The 18,992-nt window shown below is 77.0% G+C and carries 1 protein-coding gene and 1 pseudogene; both read left to right on the top strand.

What is annotated here, in order from left to right; genetic code table 11:
• Positions 1 to 9,404 (top strand): annotated as a pseudogene (locus OP18_RS60755) (beta-ketoacyl synthase N-terminal-like domain-containing protein); the annotation flags it as partial.
• The gene (locus OP18_RS59740) at positions 9,404 to 18,991 is read left to right on the top strand and encodes a type I polyketide synthase (protein WP_052387096.1); all 9,588 of its coding nucleotides are present in this window, start codon (positions 9,404 to 9,406) and stop codon (positions 18,989 to 18,991) included. The pseudogene OP18_RS60755 and the gene OP18_RS59740, both read left to right, overlap by 1 nt.
• Position 18,992 lies beyond the last annotated feature (1 nt).

Here is an 18,992-nt window from a genome sequence, read left to right as displayed (position 1 = left end):
GAGACGTCGTGGGAGGTGTTCGAACGCGCCGGGATCGACCCGGCCACCCTCAAAGGCAGCGCGACCGGCGTGTTCGTCGGCACCAACGGCCAGGACTACGGCGCCGTCCTCGCGCACGCCACCGAGAACGTCGAGGGCTACCAGGGCACCGGCAACGCCGCCAGCGTCGTCTCCGGCCGCCTGTCCTACACGTTCGGCCTCGAAGGACCCGCGGTGACCGTCGACACGGCGTGCTCCGCGTCGCTGGTCGCGCTGCACCTCGCCGTCCAGGCCCTGCACCGCGGCGAGTGCAAGGCGTTCTCGGATGACGCGGACGGCACCGGTTGGGGTGAGGGCGTCGGTCTGCTCCTGGTGGAGCGGCTGTCGGACGCCGTCGCCAACGGCCACCCGGTCCTCGCCGTCGTCCGCGGCTCCGCCGTCAACCAGGACGGCGCGTCCAACGGTCTCACCGCGCCGAACGGCCCGTCGCAGCAGCGGGTGATCCGGGCCGCGCTCGCCACCGCGGACCTCGAACCCGCTGATGTGGACGCGGTCGAGGCGCACGGCACCGGCACCAGCCTCGGCGACCCGATCGAGGCGCAGGCGCTCCTCGCCACGTACGGGCAGGACCGCGCCGAGCCGCTGTGGCTCGGGTCGGTGAAGTCGAACATCGGCCACACCCAGGCCGCGGCCGGCGTCGCCGGGGTCATGAAGATGATCCTCGCCCTGCAGCACCAGAAGTTGCCCCGTACCCTGCACGTCACCGCACCCTCGTCACACGTCGACTGGACGTCGGGCGCGGTCGAGATCCTGACCGAGGCACAGCCGTGGCCCGCCACCGACCGGCCCCGCCGCGCCGGCGTGTCGTCGTTCGGCGTCTCCGGCACCAACGCCCACGTGATCCTGGAGGAAGCACCACCAACCGAGGCGACCACCGAGCCGACAGCCCTGCCCGCGGTGCCGTGGCTGCTGTCCGCCCGCTCCGCCGGTGGGCTGCGCGCCCAGGCGGACCGGCTCCGGGCGTACCTCACCGCACGGCCCGACCTCGACGCCGCCGACGTCGGCCACACCCTCGCCACCGGCCGCGCCGCCCTCCCGCACCGGGCGGTCGTCGCCGCCGAGGACCGCGCCACGCTGCTGCGGCACCTCACCGACCTCGCCGCCGGCACCCCCACCACCGGCGCCGTCACCGGCCACGCCGCCCCGGCCGGGAAGGTCGCGTTCCTGTTCCCCGGGCAGGGATCCCAGTGGGCCGGCATGGCCGTCGGGCTCCTCGACACCGCACCCGTCTTCCGTGACCAGCTCAGCCGGTGCGAGGAGGCGCTGCGGCCGTACGTCGACTGGCGGCTCACCGACGTCCTGCGCGGCGCCCCGGGCGCGCCGTCGCTCGACCGGGTCGACGTCGTCCAGCCGGTCCTGTTCGCGGTCATGGTGTCGCTCGCCGAGCTGTGGCGCGCGCACGGCGTCGAACCCGCCGCCGTCGTCGGCCACAGCCAGGGCGAGATCGCCGCCGCCTGCGTCGCCGGGCTGCTCACCCTGCCCGACGCGGCCCGCGTCGTCGCGCTGCGCAGCCAGGCGCTGCTCGCGCTGTCCGGACGCGGCGGCATGATGTCGGTGAACGCACCCGTCGACGACGTGCACCGGCGCATCACCGGGTGGGCCGGGCGGCTGTCGGTCGCCGCGGTCAACGGCCCCACCTCGGTCGTCGTCTCCGGCGACGTCGACGCCATCGACGAGCTGCTCGCCGCCTGCGCCGCCGACGACGTGCGCGCCCGCCGCATCGACGTCGACTACGCCTCACACTCCGCGCACGTCGAGGCGATCCACGACACGCTCCTCGACGTCCTCGCCCCGGTCCGGCCCGCCGAGCCGCGGGTCGCGTTCCGCTCCACGGTCGGCGACGCCGGCGACGTGGCGCCCGGCTCCGCGGCGTACTGGTTCACGAACCTGCGGCACACCGTCGAGTTCGAACCCGTCATCCGCACCCTCGCCGGCGAGGGGTTCACCGCGTTCGTCGAGGTCAGCCCGCACCCGGTGGTCACCGTCGGGGTCCAGGAAACCCTGGACACGGCCGGGTCCGACGCGGTCGTCACCGGCACCCTGCGCCGCGACGACGGCGGCCCCACCCGCTTCCTCACCGCGCTCGCGCAGCTGTGGGTCGCCGGCGGCACCGTCGACTGGAGCACCGTCTTCGCCGGCCGCGGCGCCGCCGTCGACCTGCCGACCTACGCGTTCCAGCGGACCCGGTTCTGGCCCACCCTCAAGCTCGACGCAGCCACGGCCGGCACCCTCGACGGCCCGTTCTGGGCCGCCGTCGAGCACGCCGACCTCGACGGCCTCGCCGCCACCCTGCGCGTCGAACCGGGCACCCTCGGCCCGCTGCTGCCCGCCCTCACCGCCTGGCACACCGAGCGGCGCACCGACGCGGCGATCGCCGGCTGGCGGTACCGCACGACGTGGAAGGCGATCGAACCGGCCGCCGCGACCGCGTCCAAGCCGTGGCTCGCGCTGATCCCCGAGGGATATCGCGTGCCTGACCGGCTCGGCGAAGTGCTCGACATCACGCCGGTGGCCGTCGACGCCGCCACCGCGGACCGGGCCACGCTCGCCGCGGCATCGGCGGTGGTGCCGGCACCCGCCGGCATCCTGTCGCTGCTCGCCCTCGACGAGCGGCCCCGCCCCGACCAGCCGCACCTGACCGCAGGGACGGCCGCGACGCTGCTGCTCGCCCAAGTCCTCGGCGACCTCGACGGCACCACCCCACTGTGGTGCGTCACCACCGGTGCCGTGTCCACCGGCCCGGACGACCCGCTCCGCGCCGTCGACCAGGCCGCCGTCTGGGGCCTCGGCCGCGTCGTGGGCCTCGAACATCCCGGCCGCTGGGGCGGCCTCGTCGACCTGCCCGCGCCGGTGGACGCCCTCGACGACGCGGCCCTGCGGCGGCTCGCGGCCGTCCTCAACGGCGGCGGCGCCGAGGACCAGCTCGCGATCCGGAAGCGCGGCGTCCTCGCCCGGCGCCTGACCGCCGCACCGGACGCCACGACCGGCGCCGGCGACTGGCGGCCCACCGGCACGGTCCTGGTCACCGGCGGCACCGGCGCCCTCGGCGGCCGGATCGCCCGCTGGCTCGCCGGCCGCGGCGCCACCCACCTCGTCCTCGCCAGCCGCCGCGGCCCCGACGCGCCCGGCGCCGCCGACCTCACCGCCGACCTCGCCGCCCTCGGCGCCGGCGTCACCGTCGTCGCCTGCGACCTCGCCGACCGCGCCGCCGTCGCCGCCATGCTCACCACGGTCGAGACGGCCCTGGCCGGGACCGCCGGACCGATCCGGGCCGTCGTGCACGCCGCCGGGCTGCCACAGTCGCAGCCGCTGCCGGACATGGACCTCGCCGCCTTCGCCGCCGTCTACGCCGGCAAGGCCGCCGGGGCCCGGCACCTCGACGCGCTGCTCACCGGCCGGGACCTCGACGCGTTCGTGCTGTTCTCGTCGATCGCCGCCGCCTGGGGCAGCGGCGGGCAGGCCGCGTACGCCGCCGGCAACGCCGTCCTCGACGCCGTCGCCGAGGACCGCCGGGCCCGCGGCCTCACCGCGACCGCCGTGCAGTGGGGCGCCTGGGCCGGCAGCGGCATGGCCGCCGACGACACCAGCCGCGACGCGCTGCTGCGCCGCGGGATCCGGCCGATGCCGCCGGAGACGGCCCTCGCCGCGCTCGCCGGTGCCACCGGCGGACGCGACGCCGTCATCGCCGTCGCCGACGTCGACTGGACCCGGTTCGTGCCCGCGTTCACCGCGGCCCGCCCCAGCCCGCTGCTCAGCGACCTGCCCGGCGTCGCGGAACTGACCGCCGCCACCGCCACCGGCGCGGACCAGGGCAGCGCGGCGCTGCGCGAGCGCCTCGCGCCGCTGACCGCCGCGCAACGCGACACGCTGCTGCTCGACCTCGTCCGCGCCGAGGCCGCCGCCGTCCTGCGCCTCGGCGCGGCGGCCGACCTGGACCCGGCGCGCCCGTTCCGGGAGCTCGGCTTCGACTCCCTCACCGCCGTCGAGCTGCGCAACCGGCTCGGCGCGGCGACCGGGCTGCGGCTGCCGATGACCCTCGTCTTCGACCACCCGACCGCCCGCGCCGTCGCCCGCCACCTCGCCGCCACCCTCGGCGACGGCGCCACCGCCGCCCCGGCCGTGGCGGCCCTGCCGGCGGGCGGGGCGGACGAGCCGATCGCGATCGTCGCGATGAGCTGCCGCTTCCCCGGCGGCGCCGACGACGCCGCCGGCCTGTGGCAGCTCGTCGTCGACGGCACCGACGCGGTCGCCGCCATGCCCGGCGACCGCGGCTGGGACGTCGCCGGCCTGTACGGCCCGCAGCCCGACGGCCGCAGCACCACCACCGAGGGCGGGTTCCTGGACACCGCCGCCCTCTTCGACGCCGGGCTGTTCAACATCTCGCCCCGCGAGGCGCTCGCCATGGACCCGCAGCAGCGGCTGCTGCTGGAGACGTCGTGGGAGCTGTTCGAACGCGCCGGCCTCGACCCGGCCACCCTCAAGGGCAGCGCCACCGGCGTGTTCGTCGGCGCGTCCCCGTCCGGGTACGCGTCGAACCTCACCACCGTCCCCGACGAGCTCGCCGGGCACCTGCTCACCGGCAACTCCGGCAGCGTCCTGTCCGGCCGGCTGTCCTACACGTACGGCCTCGAAGGACCCGCCGTCACGATCGACACCGCGTGCTCGTCGTCGCTGGTCGCCCTGCACCTCGCCGTGCAGGCGCTGCGGCGCGGCGAATGCGCCCTCGCCGTCGCCGGCGGCGTCACCGTCATGGCCACCCCTGGCGTGTTCGCCGAGTTCAGCCGGCAGGGCGGGCTCGCCGCGCAGGGCCGCTGCCGGGCGTTCGCCGACGGCGCCGACGGCACCGGCTGGGGCGAGGGCGCCGGCCTGCTCCTCGTCGAACGGCTCAGCGACGCCGTCGCCAACGGCCACCCCGTCCTCGCCGTCGTGAAGGGTTCGGCGGTCAACCAGGACGGCGCCTCCAACGGCCTCACCGCCCCGAACGGCCCCGCCCAGCAGCGGGTCATCCGCGCCGCCCTCACCGACGCCGGCCTGCGACCCTCCGACGTGGACGCGGTCGAGGCGCACGGCACCGGCACCAGCCTCGGCGACCCCATCGAGGCCCAGGCACTGCTGGCCACCTACGGCCAGGACCGGCCCGCCGACCGCCCGCTGTGGCTCGGGTCGCTGAAGTCGAACATCGGCCACACCCAGGCCGCCGCCGGCGTCGCCGGCGTCATCAAGACCGTCATGGCGCTGCGGCACGGGCTGCTGCCCCGCACGCTGCACGTCGACGCGCCGACGAGCAAGGTCGACTGGTCCGAGGGGGCCGTCGAGCTGCTCACCGAGGCCCGACCCTGGCCCGCGGTCGACCGGCCCCGCCGCGCCGCCGTGTCCGCGTTCGGCGTCTCCGGTACCAACGCGCACGTCATCCTCGAAGCGGCCGCACCGGCCGACGCCCCCGCCGACCCCGACACGCCGCCCGTGGTGCCGTGGCCGGTGTCGGCCCGCACCGCCGAGGCGCTCGACGCGCAGCTGGACCAGGTGCGGGCCCTCACCGACCTGCACCCCGTCGACGTCGGCCACTCCCTGGCGACCGGCCGGTCCGCGCTGGAGCACCGGGCGGTCCTGCTCGGCGACACGGTGATCCGGGGCAAGGCCCGCGACGGCGGCACGGCGATGCTGTTCACGGGGCAGGGCGCGCAGTGGTCCGGCATGGGCCGCGGCCTGTACGCCGCGTACCCGGTGTTCGCGGCGGCGTACGACGAGGTCTGTGCCCGGATCGAAGGGCTGCGCGAGGTCGAGGGCGCGGAGCTGGACGAGACGCGGTGGACGCAGCCGGCGCTGTTCGCGGTCGAGGTCGCGCTGTGTTGATGCAGGCGCTCCCGGCGGGTGGCGCGATGATCGCCGTCCAGGCGGCCGAGGCCGAGGTCCGCGACGCGCTGGTCGACGGCGCCGAGATCGCCGCCGTCAACGCCCCGGACGCGATCGTCGTCTCCGGCGACGAGGACGCGGTGCTGAGCGTCGCGGCACGGTTCGCCAGGACCAAGCGGCTGCGGGTCAGCCACGCGTTCCACTCCGCGCGCATGGACGGCATGCTCGACGCCTTCCGCGAGATCCTGTCGACGGTCACGTTCCACCCGCCGGCGATCCCGATCGCCACGACCTCCACCGGCGACGTGACGACCCCGGACTACTGGTTGGACCAGTTGCGGGGCACCGTCCGGTTCGCCGACGCCGTCGACGGGCTCCGGACACAGGGCGTCACGCGGTTCCTGGAGGTCGGCCCCGACGGAGTCCTGTCCGCGCTGGTCGACGGCATCCCCGCGATGCGCGAGGGTCGCGACGAACCCACCACCCTGATGACCGCCGTCGCCCGCGCCCACGTCACCGGCTGGTCCCCGGACTGGACCGCGATCCTGGCCGGCGGGCGCCGCGTCGACCTGCCCACGTACCCGTTCCAGCGGCAGCGGTACTGGATCGACACCCCGGCCCCGGGCAGACCCGGCATCGGGCACCCGCTCCTGGACGCCGTCGTCCCCGTCGCCGGCGGCGACGGGATCCTCGTCACCGGCACCGCCGACACCCGGCGGCACCCGTGGCTGGCCCAGCACGTCGTGCACGGCGTCGCGTACGTCCCCGGCGCCGTCCTCGTCGACCTCGCCGTGCGCGCCGCCGACGAGGCCGGCTGCGACCGCCTCGACGAGCTCGTCCTCGAAGCGTCCCTGCCCGTGCCCGCCGACGGGCCGCTGGAGCTGCAGGTCGCCGTCGGCGCCGCCGACCGGCTCGGGTCCCGGCCCGTCACCGTGTCCAGCCGCACCGGCGGCGGACCCTGGACCCGGCACGCCCACGGCAGCGCCTCCACCGCGCCCGCGGGCACCGCCGACCGGCTGGCGCAGTGGCCGCCGGCCGGCGCCGAACCCGTCGCCGTGGACACCCTGTACGAACGGTGGGCCGACGCCGGCTTCGCCTACGGCCCCGCGTTCCGCGGACTGCGCGCCGCGTGGCGGGCCGGCGACAGCCTCTACGCCGACGTCGACGTCGAGCCGCAGCCCGGCGACGACGCCTTCGGGCTGCGCCCCGCGCTGCTCGACGCGGCCCTGCACGGCCTCGCCCTCGGCGCCCTGCCGGGCCTCGACGGGGACCTGTTGCCGTTCGCGTGGAACGGGTGCACGCTGCACGCCACCGGCGCCCGCCGGCTGCGGGTCCGGCTCACCCCGACCGGCCGGCCCGGCGCCGTCGCCATCCTCGCCACCGACCCGACCGGCGCCCCCGTCGTCACCGTCGACGCCCTCGTCATGCGGCCGACCGGCGAAGCGCCGACCGGGGGGCCGGCGGTGACCGTACAGACGCAAACGACACGGACCACGGCCGAGCCTCGCCGGCGGTCGGCCGCGGCCACCGCCCCGACCGGCAACGCCCTCACCGCCCGGCTCGCCGGCCGCACCGACACCGAGCAGCGGACCGCCCTCACCGACCTGGTCCGGGAGCACACCGCCGCCGTCCTCGGCTACGCCGACCCGGCCGCCGTCGACGCCGACCAGCCGTTCCAGAACCTCGGCATCAACTCGCTCACCGCCGTCGAGCTGCGCAACGCCCTCACCGAGGCGACCGGGATCCGGCTGCCCGCCACGCTCGTCTTCGACCACCCGACCCCGGCCGCCGCCGCCGCGCACCTGCGCCACGAGCTGCTCGGCGGGCCGGACACCGGCGCCGAACCGCAGGCCGGGCCCGCCACCGTCGACGAGCCGATCGCGATCGTCGGCATGGCGTGCCGCTACCCGGGCGACGTCAACAGCGCCGACGACCTGTGGCGGCTCGTCATGGCCGGCGGCGACGCCATCACGCCGTTCCCGACGAACCGCGGCTGGGACGTCGAGGCGCTGTACGACCCGGACCCGGACGCGCCCGGCACCTGCTACGCGCAGGGCGGCGGCTTCCTGCACGACGCCGGCGACTTCGACCCCGCGTTCTTCGGCATCTCGCCCCGCGAGGCGCTCGCCATGGACCCGCAGCACCGGCTGCTGCTGGAGACGTCGTGGGAGGCCGTCGAGCATGCCGGGATCGACCCGGTGTCGCTGCGCGGCAGCCAGACCGGCGTGTTCGCCGGCGTCACCTACCAGGACTACGTCGGCCTGCTGATGCTCGCGAAGGAGTCCGCGGAGGGCCTCATCGGCAGCGGCAACTCCTTCAGCGTCCTGTCCGGCCGGATCGCGTACACGTTCGGGCTCGAAGGACCCGCCGTGTCCGTGGACACCGCGTGCTCGTCGTCGCTCGTCGCGCTGCACTGGGCGATCCAGTCGCTGCGGGCCGGCGACTGCACCCTCGCCCTCGCCGGCGGCGTCACCGTCATGTCGACCCCGGTGTCGCTCATCGACTACAGCCGGCAGCGGGCCCTCGCCCCCGACGGCCGGTGCAAGCCGTTCTCCGCCGCCGCCGACGGCGCCAGCTGGTCCGAAGGCGCCGGCATGGTCCTGCTCGAACGGCTCAGCGACGCGCGGCGCAACGGGCACACCGTCCTCGCCGTCATCCGCGGCAGCGCCGTCAACCAGGACGGCGCCTCCAACGGGCTCACCGCCCCGAACGGCCCCGCCCAGCAGCGCGTCATCCGCCGTGCCCTGGCCAGCGCCCGCCTCGGCGCCGCCGACGTCGACGCCGTCGAGGCGCACGGCACCGGCACCCCGCTCGGCGACCCGATCGAGGCCCAGGCGCTGCTGGCCACCTACGGCCAGGACCGCCCCGACGACCGTCCACTGTGGCTCGGGTCGCTGAAGTCGAACATCGGCCACCCGCAGGCGGCCGCCGGCGTCGGCGGCGTGATCAAGATGGTGCAGGCGCTGCGGCACGGGACGCTGCCGCGGACCCTGCACGTCACCGAACCGTCCCCGCACGTCGACTGGACCGCCGGCAACGTCGAGCTGCTCACCGAGGCCCGGCCCTGGCCCGACGCGGACCGTCCGCGCCGGGCCGGCGTGTCGTCGTTCGGGATGAGCGGCACCAACGCCCACGTCATCCTCGAAGAGGCGCCGCCCGCCGACCCGCCCGCCGAGCCGTCCGCGCTTCCGGTGGTGCCGTGGCCGGTGTCGGCGCGGACCCCCGAGGCCCTCGACGCGCAGCTGGACCGGGTCCGGGCCGTCACGGACCGCGACCCGGTCGACGTCGGCTACTCCCTCGCCACGGGCCGGTCCATGTTCGACCACCGGGCCGTCCTGCTCGGTGACACGGTCATCCGGGGGAGGGCCCGCACCGGCGGCACCGCGATGCTGTTCACGGGGCAGGGCGCGCAGTGGTCCGGCATGGGCCGCGGCCTCTACGACGCCTATCCGGTGTTCGCGGCGGCCTATGACGAGGTCTGTGCCCGGATCGAGGGTCTGCGCGAGGGTTGATGCAGGCGCTCCCGGCGGGTGGCGCGATGATCGCCGTCCAGGCGGCCGAGGCCGAGGTCCGCGACGCGCTGGTCGACGGCGCCGAGATCGCCGCGGTCAACGCCCCGGACGCGATCGTTGTCTCCGGCGACGAGGACGCCGTAACCGCGGTCGCCGAAAAGTTCGCGAAAACGAAGCGCCTGCGGGTCAGTCACGCGTTCCACTCCGCGCGCATGGACGGGATGCTGGCCGCCTTCCGCGAGGTCCTGCGCACGGTGACGTTCCACCCGCCGGTGATCCCGATCGCCGCCACCTCCACCGGCGACGTGACGCTACCGGGTTACTGGTTGGACCAGTTGCGGGGCACGGTGCGGTTCGCCGACGCCGTAGAGACGCTCAAAGCCAAGGGCGTGACGAAGTTCCTGGAGGTCGGCCCGGACGGGGTGCTGTCCGCGCTGGTCGACGGCATCCCGGCGATGCGCAAGGGACGCGACGAACCCACCACCCTGATGACCGCCGTCGCCCGCGCCCACGTCGACGGCTGGTCCCCGGACTGGACCGCGATCCTCACCGGCGGGCGCCGCGTCGACCTGCCCACCTACGCCTTCCAGCACCGGCAGTACTGGCCGACCATCGAACCGGCCAAGACCAGCCCCGCCACCGGCACCGCCGACGCCGTGTTCTGGGACGCCGTCGACGACCTCGACGCCCTCGCCGGCGCCCTGCAGGTCGACCCGCAGGCCCTCGCCGCCGTCCAGCCCGCCCTCGCCACCTGGCGGCGCCGCCGCGCCGAACAGTCCACCGTGGACACCTGGCGGTACCAGGTCCGCTGGCGCCCCGCCACCGCCGAGCCGGCCGCGACGCTCACCGGCACGTGGCTCGTCCTGCACCGCACCCCCGACCCGCTCGTGGACCGGGTCGCCGCCGCGCTCACCGCCGCCGGCGCCACCGCCCTGCCCGTCACCGACGTCCCCGACGGCGACCACGCCGGGATCGTGTCGCTGCTCGCCCTGCAGGACACCGGTGACGGCCCCGTGCCCGCCGCCGTCGCCGCCACCACCGACCTGATCCAGCGCACCGCCGGCGTCGACGCCCGGCTGTGGGTCCTCACCAGCGGTGCGGTGTCCATCGGCGCCTCCGACCCGCTGCGCTCACCCGCCCACGCCGGCGTCTGGGGGCTCGGCCGGGCCGCCGCCCTGGAGTACCCGCACCGCTGGGGCGGCCTCGTCGACCTGCCCGGCACCGTCGACGACCGCACCGTCCAGCGCCTCGCCGGCGTCCTGGCCGCCGCCGGCGGCGAGGACCAGGTCGCGCTGCGCGGCTCCGGGGTCTTCGTCCGGCGCCTCGTGCACGCCCCCGCCCCGCCGCGCCCCACCGGCGAACCCAGCTGGCGCCCGCGCGGCACCGCCCTCGTCACCGGCGGCACCGGCGCCCTCGGCGGGCACGTCGCCCGCTGGCTCGCCCGCGGCGGCGCCGAGCACCTCGTCCTCACCAGTCGCCGCGGCGACGCCGGCCCCGGCGCCGCCCGGCTGCGCGCCGAGCTCGAGGCCCTCGGCGTCCGGGTCAGCATGCCCGCCTGCGACGTCGCCGACCGCGCCGCCGTCGCCGCGCTCCTGGCGACCCTGCCCGACCTGCGGGTCGTCGTACACGCCGCCGGTGTGCCCCAGTCGATGGTCCTCGACGGGATGACCGCCGCGGACTTCGCCGCCGTCTACGCGCCCAAGGCCGCCGGCGCCGTCCACCTCGCCGAACTGCTCGCCGACCGCGACCTCGACGCGTTCGTGCTGTTCTCCTCGATCTCCGCGACCTGGGGCAGCGGCGGCCAGGCGGCGTACGCGGCCGCCAACGCCGTCCTCGACGGCCTCGCCCAGCAGCGCCGCGCCCTCGGCCGCACCGGCACCGCCGTGGCCTGGGGGCCGTGGGGCGGCGGCGGCATGGTCACCGCCGAGGAAGGCACCGAGGAGTTCCTGCGCCGCCGCGGCCTGCACGTGCTGGACCCCGCGCTGGCGATCGGCGCCCTGCAGGCCGCGCTCGACGCCGGCGAGACGGCACTCACCGTCGCCGACGTCGACTGGGCCAGATTCGCGCCCGGGTTCACCGGGTCCCGGCCCAGCCCGCTGCTCGGCGACCTGCCCGAGATCGCCGCGCTCGACACCGCCGACGACCCGGCCGCCGCGGCCGCCGCCGGCACCCTGCGCGAGCGGCTCGCCGCGATGAGCGCCGCCGACCGCGCCGGCACCCTGCTCGAACTCGTCCGGGCCGAGGCGGCGACCGCCCTCGGGCACGCCGGCGCCGACGCCGTCGACGCCGAGCAGGCGTTCCGGGACCTCGGCTTCGACTCGCTCACCGCGGTCGAGCTGCGCAACCGCCTCAACGCCGCCACCGGGCTGCGGCTGCCGGCGACCCTGCTGTTCGACCACCCGACCGCCACCGCGCTCGCCGCGCACCTCGCCAGCGAGCTGGTCGGCGACCTCGCCGACCGGGCCGCGCCGGCGGCGCAGGCGCCGGCGTACACCGACGAACCCATCGCCGTCGTCAGCATGAGCTGCCGGTTCCCGGGCGGCGTCAGCAGCCCCGAAGCGCTGTGGGACCTCGTCGTCGAGGGCGGCGACGCCGTCTCGGCGTTCCCGGCGGACCGTGGCTGGGACCTCGACGGCATCTACGACCCCGACCCCGACCACGCCGGCACCTCCTACGTCCGCGAAGGCGGCTTCCTCACCGGCGTCGCCGACTTCGACCCGCAGTTCTTCGGCATCTCCCCACGCGAGGCGCTCACCATGGACCCGCAGCAGCGGCTGCTGCTCGAGGTCGCGTGGGAGGCGTTCGAACGGGCCGGCATCGACCCGCTGTCCGTCCGCGGGGAACGGGTCGGCGTGTTCGCCGGCACCAACGGCCAGGACTACATCGCGACCCTCGCCGCCGCGTCCGCGTTCGACGAGGGCTACGTCGGCACCGGCAACACCGCCGCCGTCATGTCCGGCCGCATCTCCTACACCCTCGGCCTGGAAGGCCCCGCCGTCACCGTCGACACCGCCTGCTCCTCGTCGCTGGTCGCGATGCACTGGGCCGCGCAGGCGCTGCGCAACGGCGAGTGCGAGCTCGCCCTCGCCGGCGGCGTCACCGTCATGACCACCCCCGGGTCGTTCATCGCGTTCAGCCGCCAGCGGGGCCTCGCCACCGACGGGCGCTGCAAGGCGTTCGCCGCCGACGCCGACGGCACCAACTGGGGCGAGGGCGCCGGCCTCGTCCTGCTCGAACGGCTCAGCGACGCGCAGCGCAACGGCCACACCGTCCTCGCCGTCCTGCGCGCCGGCGGCGTCAACCAGGACGGCGCCTCCAACGGCCTCACCGCCCCCAACGGCCCCGCACAGCAGCGGCTCATCCGGCAGGTCCTCGCGACCGCCGGGCTACGCGCCGCCGACGTCGACCTCGTCGAGGCGCACGGCACCGGCACCAGCCTCGGCGACCCCATCGAGGCGCAGGCCCTCCTCGCGACCTACGGCCAGGACCGGCCCGCCGACCGTCCACTGTGGCTCGGCTCGGTCAAGTCGAACATCGGCCACACCCAGGCCGCCGCCGGGGTCGCCGGGGTCATCAAGGCCGTCCAGGCGCTCCGGCACCGGACCCTGCCGCCGACCCTGCACGCCGCCACACCCTCCACCCACGTCGACTGGAGCGCCGGCGCGGTCCGGCTCGTCACCGAAGCCACCGACTGGCAGCCGGCGCGGGGACCCCGGCGCGCCGGCGTGTCCGCGTTCGGGATCAGCGGCACCAACGCCCACCTCATCCTGGAAGAGGCACCCCCGGCAGCGGATGCGGCAGGGGTACCGGCACCGCCCGCCGGACCGGTCGCGCTGCTGCTGTCCGCCCGGGGCGAGGCCGCGCTCGCCGCCCAGGCCGCGGCGCTCGCCGAGCACCTCGACCGCGACCCGCGGCCGGACCCGGCCGGTGTCGCCGCGACCCTCGCCACCGGCAGGGCACTGCTCACCGACCGCGCCGCCGTCGTCGGCACCGGCCACCACGACCTCGTCGCCGGCCTGCGCGCACTCGCCGCCGGCACCGGCCACCCGGCCCTGGTCCGCGCCGCCACCGCCCGGCCCGGCCGCACCGCCGCCCTGTTCACCGGCCAGGGCGCGCAGCGCGCCGGCATGGGCGCGCAGCTGTACGCCACCCACCCGGTGTTCGCCGCCGCGTTCGACGACGCCTGCGCCCGCTTCGACACCGTCCTCGAACGCCCGCTGCGCGAGGTCGCCTTCGCCGGCGGCGACGCCCTGGACCGCACCGGCAACACCCAGCCCGCCCTGTTCGCGTTCGAGCTGGCGATGTACCGTCTCGCCGAGTCGATCGGGCTGCCCGCCGACGCGCTCATCGGCCACTCCGTCGGCGAGCTCGTCGCCGCCCACGTGGCCGGGGTGTTCGACCTCGACGACGCGGTCCGGCTCGTCGCCGCCCGGGCCGCCCTCATGCAGGCCCTGCCCGCCGGTGGCGCCATGGTCGCGCTGCAGGCGGCCGAGGACGAGGTGCTGCCCCTGCTGCCCGACGCGGCCGCCGGGGCCGGTGCGGGGGTGGGGATCGCCGCGGTCAACGGGCCGCACGCCGTCGTCGTCTCCGGCGACGAGACCGCCGTCGAGCGGATCGCCGCCCACTTCGCCGCGGCGGGCCGGCGTACCCGGCGGCTGCGGGTCTCGCACGCGTTCCACTCCCCGCGGATGGACGGCATGCTCGCCGAGTTCGGCCGGGTCGCCGCCACCGTCGCCTACCACCCGCCGCGGCTGCCGGTGATCAGCAACCTCACCGGCACGTTCGCCGGCGCCGAGCTCGCCGACCCCGGGTACTGGGTGCGGCACGTGCGCGAGGCGGTCCGCTTCGCCGACGGGATCACCGCCCTGCACGCCGCCGGGTACAGCCGCTACGTCGAGGTCGGCCCGGACGCGGTGCTCACCGCCATGGCCCAGGACAGCCTGCCGCAGGACGCGACCTGCGTCGCGCTGTCCCGGCGGGACCGGCCGGAGACCGAGGCGTTCCTGCGCGGCGCCGCCCAGCTCGTCACCGCCGGGGTCAGCCTCGACCGGGCCGCCGCCTTCACCATCCCCGGCGCCCGCCCCGCCGACCTGCCCACGTACCCGTTCCAACGCACCCGGTTCTGGCCGCGCCCCGGCACCGGCGCCGCCGCCGGGCTCGCCGGGGCCGGGCTCGGCAGCGCCGACCACCCGCTGCTCGGCGCCGCCGTCACCCTCGCCGACACCGGCACCGTCGTGCTCACCGGCCGGCTGTCGACCCGTACCCACCCGTGGCTCGCCGACCACGCCCTCCCCGGCGCGGTCATCGTCCCCGGCACCGCCCTGCTGGAGCTGGCGCTGCGGGCCGGCGACGAGGTCGGCCGCCCGACCGTCGACGAGCTCACCCTCGCCGCGCCGCTGACCCTGCCCGACCGCGGCGCCGCCGAGGTCCAGGTCCGCGTCGACCCGCCCGCCGGTGACACCGGTGACCGCCCGCTCACCATCCACGCCCGGCCCGCCGGCAGCGACCAGCCGTGGACGCTGCACGCCACCGGCCTGCTGACCACCGGCACGGCGGACCGCCGCGGCGACGTCGCCGGCGACCCCGACCCGGTGTGGCCACCGGCCGGCGCGCAGCCGCAGCCCCTCGACGGGTTCTACGCCGCCCTCGCCACCGCCGGGTTCCGTTACGGCCCCACCTTCCAGGGCCTGCGGGCCGTGTGGCGGGCCGGCGACGACGTCTACGCCGAGGTCGCCCTGCCCGAGCCGGCCGCGCAGGACGCCGACCGGTTCACCGTCCACCCGGCGCTGCTCGACGCGGCGCTGCACGCCGTCGCGTTCACCGGCCTCGGCCGCACCGACCGGGGCCGGCTCCCGTTCGCGTGGACCGGGGTCACCGTCCACGCCACCGGCGCCACCCGGCTGCGGGTACGGCTGCGGACCCTCGGCACCGACGCCGTCGCGCTCACCGTCACCGACCCGGCCGGCGCCCCCGTCGCGACGGTGGCGTCACTGACCCTGCGGGAGCTGGCCGCGGCCCCGCCCGCGGCTCCCGTCGCCGACGGGCTGCTGCGGCTGGACTGGCCGGCGCTGCGCCTGCCGGCCGCCGACCCCGGGCCGCGCCGCTGGGCCGTCGTCGGCGACGACCCGCTCGGCTTCGGCGCCGCCGCCGACGCCGCCGGCGTCCACCTGGAGACCTACGCCGACCTGACGGCCCTCGCCGCGGCCGCCGCCAACGGCGCCCGCGTGCCGTCCGCCGTCTTCCTCGTCAGCGCCGGCGACGCGACGGCCGCCTCGGCGCACGCGCTCGCCGGGCGGGCCCTCACCGCCGTCCAGGAGTGGCTGGAGCACCCCGCGTTCGGCGGGTCACAACTGGTGTTCCTCACCCGCGACGCCGTCGGCGACGACGTGCGCGACCCCGCCGCCGCGGCCGTGCACGGCCTGGTCCGCTCCGCCCAGACGGAGCACCCGGGCCGCTTCGTCCTCGCCGACGTCGACAGCGCCACCGACTCCCTCGCCGCGCTGCCCGCCGCCCTCGCCACCGGCGAACCGGCCCTGCTGTTGCAGGGCGGCACCGCCCGCATCCCGCGCCTCGCGACCGTCGACGGCACCGAGGAACTCACCCCGCCCGACGGCCCGTGGCGGCTGGCACCCGGCGACGACGGCGCCATCGACGGCCTCACCGCCGAACCCGCCGCCGAGGCCGCCGGCGCGCTGCGCCCCGGTCAGGTCCGCATCGCCGTGCGCGCCGGCGGCGTCAACTTCCGCGACGTGCTCAACGCCCTCGGCATGTACCCGGGCGACGCGGGATCCCTCGGCCAGGAGGGCGCCGGCGTCGTCACCGAGGTCGGGCCCGGCGTCACCGGGTTCGCCGTCGGCGACCGGGTCATGGGCATGTTCCCCGGCGCGTTCGGCCCCGTCGCCGTCGCCGACCACCGCATGATCGTCGCCGTCCCCGACGGCTGGTCCACCGCGCAGGCCGCGTCGGTGCCGCTGGTGTTCCTCACCGCGTACTACGCCCTCGTCGACCTCGGCGGGCTGCGCCCCGGCGAACGGGTCCTGGTGCACGCCGCGGCCGGCGGCGTCGGCATGGCCGCCGTGCAGCTCGCCCGGCACCTCGGCGCCGAGGTCCTCGCCACCGCCGGCACCGGCAAGTGGCCGGTGGTCCGCGGCCTCGGCGTCCCGGCCACCAACCTGGCCTCGTCGCGGACGCTCGCGTTCGAGCCGCGGTTCCTGGAGCTGACCGGCGGCGACGGCGTCGACCTCGTCCTCAACGCCCTCGCCCGCGAGTACGTCGACGCGTCCCTGCGGCTGCTGCCGCGCGGCGGCCGGTTCCTGGAGATGGGCAAGACCGACGTCCGCGACGCCGACGCCGTCGCCGCCGCCCACCCGGGCGTGCACTACCGCGCGTTCGACCTCATCGAGGCCGGGCCGGACCGTATCGGCGCCATGCTGCGCGAGCTGGTCGCCCTGTTCGAGCGGGGGGTCCTCACCCCGCTGCCGGTGACCGCCTGGGACGTGCGCCGGGCCCGCGACGCGTTCCGCTACGTCAGCCAGACCCGGCACGTCGGCAAGGTCGTCCTCACGTTCCCGGCGCCGCTGCGCCCGCAGCACACCGCGCTCGTCACCGGCGGCACCGGCGGCCTCGGCGCCCACGTCGCCCGCCACCTCGTCACCCGGCACGGCATCCGGCACCTGCTGCTGGCCAGCCGCGGCGGCGAACGGGCCGCCGGCGCCGAACGGCTGCGCGCCGAGCTCACCGCGCTCGGCGCCGAGGTCACCATCGCCGCCTGCGACGTCACCGACCGGGACCAGGTCGCCGCGCTCGTCGCGGCCGTGCCCGCCGACCGGCCGCTCACCGCGGTCGTGCACACCGCCGGCATCCTCGACGACGGCACCGTCGGCGGCCTCGACACCGCCCGCCTGTCCGCGGTCCTGCGCCCCAAGGTCGACGCCGTCACCCACCTCGACGAGCTGACCGCCGGGCACGACCTGGCCGTGTTCGCCGTGTACTCGTCGGTGTCCGGGCTCGTCGGCGGCGCCGGGCAGGCCAACTACGCCGCCGCGAACGCCTACCTCGACGCGTGGGCGCGGCGCCGGGCCGCGCGGGGCCTGCCCGCCACCGCGCTCGCCTGGGGGCCGTGGGCCACCGCGAGCGGCATGACCGGCGAGCTGACCGACGCCGACCTGCGCCGCATGTCCCGCGGCGGCCTGCTGCCGCTGGACGCCGGGCGCGGCCTGGCACTGTTCGACGCCGCGATCGGCCGCGCCGAACCCCTCGCCGTGCCGCTCCTGCTGGACCTGCCGACGCTGCGGACCCTCGGCGACGGCCTGGCGCCGCTGCTGCGCGGCCTGGTCCGCGCCCCCGCCCGGCGCGCCGCCGCCGCCCGCGCGGCCACCGGCGCGGTGCCGCTCGCGCAGCGGCTCGCCGGCCAGACCCCCGAGGCCCGCGAGACACTGCTGCTCGACTTCGTCCGGGCGCAGGTCGCCGCGGTGCTCGGCTTCACCACCCCCGACGCCGTGCCGCCCGCGCAGAGCCTGCTGGAGGCGGGGTTCGACTCGCTCACCGCGGTCGAGCTGCGCAACCGGATCGGCGCCGCCACCGGGCTGCGGCTGCCCCCGACGCTGGTGTTCGACCACCCGACCCCGGCCGCGCTCGCCACGCACCTGCTCGGCGAGCTCGCCCTGCACCCGGCCGAGCCGGCACCGGCCCCGGCCGCCGGCGGCGCCGACCACGACCAGCGGCAGGACACCGGCACGGAGGACGGCATCGGGGCGTTGTTCCGCGACGCCTGCCGCAACGGCCGGGTCGACCAGGGCTACGCGCTGCTGCGCGCCGCCGCCGCGCTGCGCCCCACGTTCAAGGCCCGCGCCGACTTCGGCCGCGAGCTCCAGCCGGTCAAGCTCGCGTCCGGCCCGGCCCGGCCGGTGCTCGTCTGCTTCAGCTCGTTCGTCGCGCTCGCCGGCGTGCACCAGTACGCGCGCCTGGCCGCCAACCTGCGCGACACCTACGACGTGTGGGCACTGTCGGTGCCGGGCTTCCTCACCGGCGAGCGGCTCCCCGCCACCTGGGAGACCGTCACCGAGATGCAGGCCGAGCTGGTCCGCGAGTGCGTCGGCGACCGGCCCGCGGTCCTGCTCGGCTCCTCCGGCGGCGGGCTGCTCGCCCACGCCGCCGCGAGCCGGCTGCACGAGCTGGGCAGCCCCGCCGCCGGCGTGGTCCTGCTCGACACGTACCCGGCGACGGAGGACTCGCCCCTCGCCAAGTTCCAGGCCGAGCTCATCGACGGCATGTTCGACCGGCAAGGGCTGTTCACCACCCTCGACTCGGCCCGGCTGACCGCGATGAGCTGGTACTTCGACCTGTTCGGCGGCTGGCGGCCGGCGCCGCTGAGCACCCCGACGCTGCTGCTGCGCTCCTCCGAGCCGATCGTCGCCGCCGGACCCGACGGGCAGCCGTACGCGCGGCACGAATGGCAGACGTCCTGGCAGGACGCGGACACGGCACAGGACGTGCCCGGCAACCACTTCACGATGATGGAGCACCACGCCGGCTCGACCGCCCAGGCGGTGCGGCAGTGGGTCGACGAGTTGAAAGGTGCACGATGAG

The organism is Dactylosporangium aurantiacum (assembly GCF_000716715.1).
Classification (GTDB): Bacteria; Actinomycetota; Actinomycetes; order Mycobacteriales; family Micromonosporaceae; genus Dactylosporangium; species Dactylosporangium aurantiacum.
Note: the sequence above shows the minus strand (reverse complement) of the source record. Positions and strands in the feature narration are given on the sequence as shown.

Bases quoted from the DNA above. Each gene is read 5' to 3' on its own strand.
- OP18_RS59740 (WP_052387096.1), top strand. From the start codon at position 9,404: ATGCAGGCGCTCCCGGCGGGTGGCGCGATGATCGCCGTCCAGGCGGCC.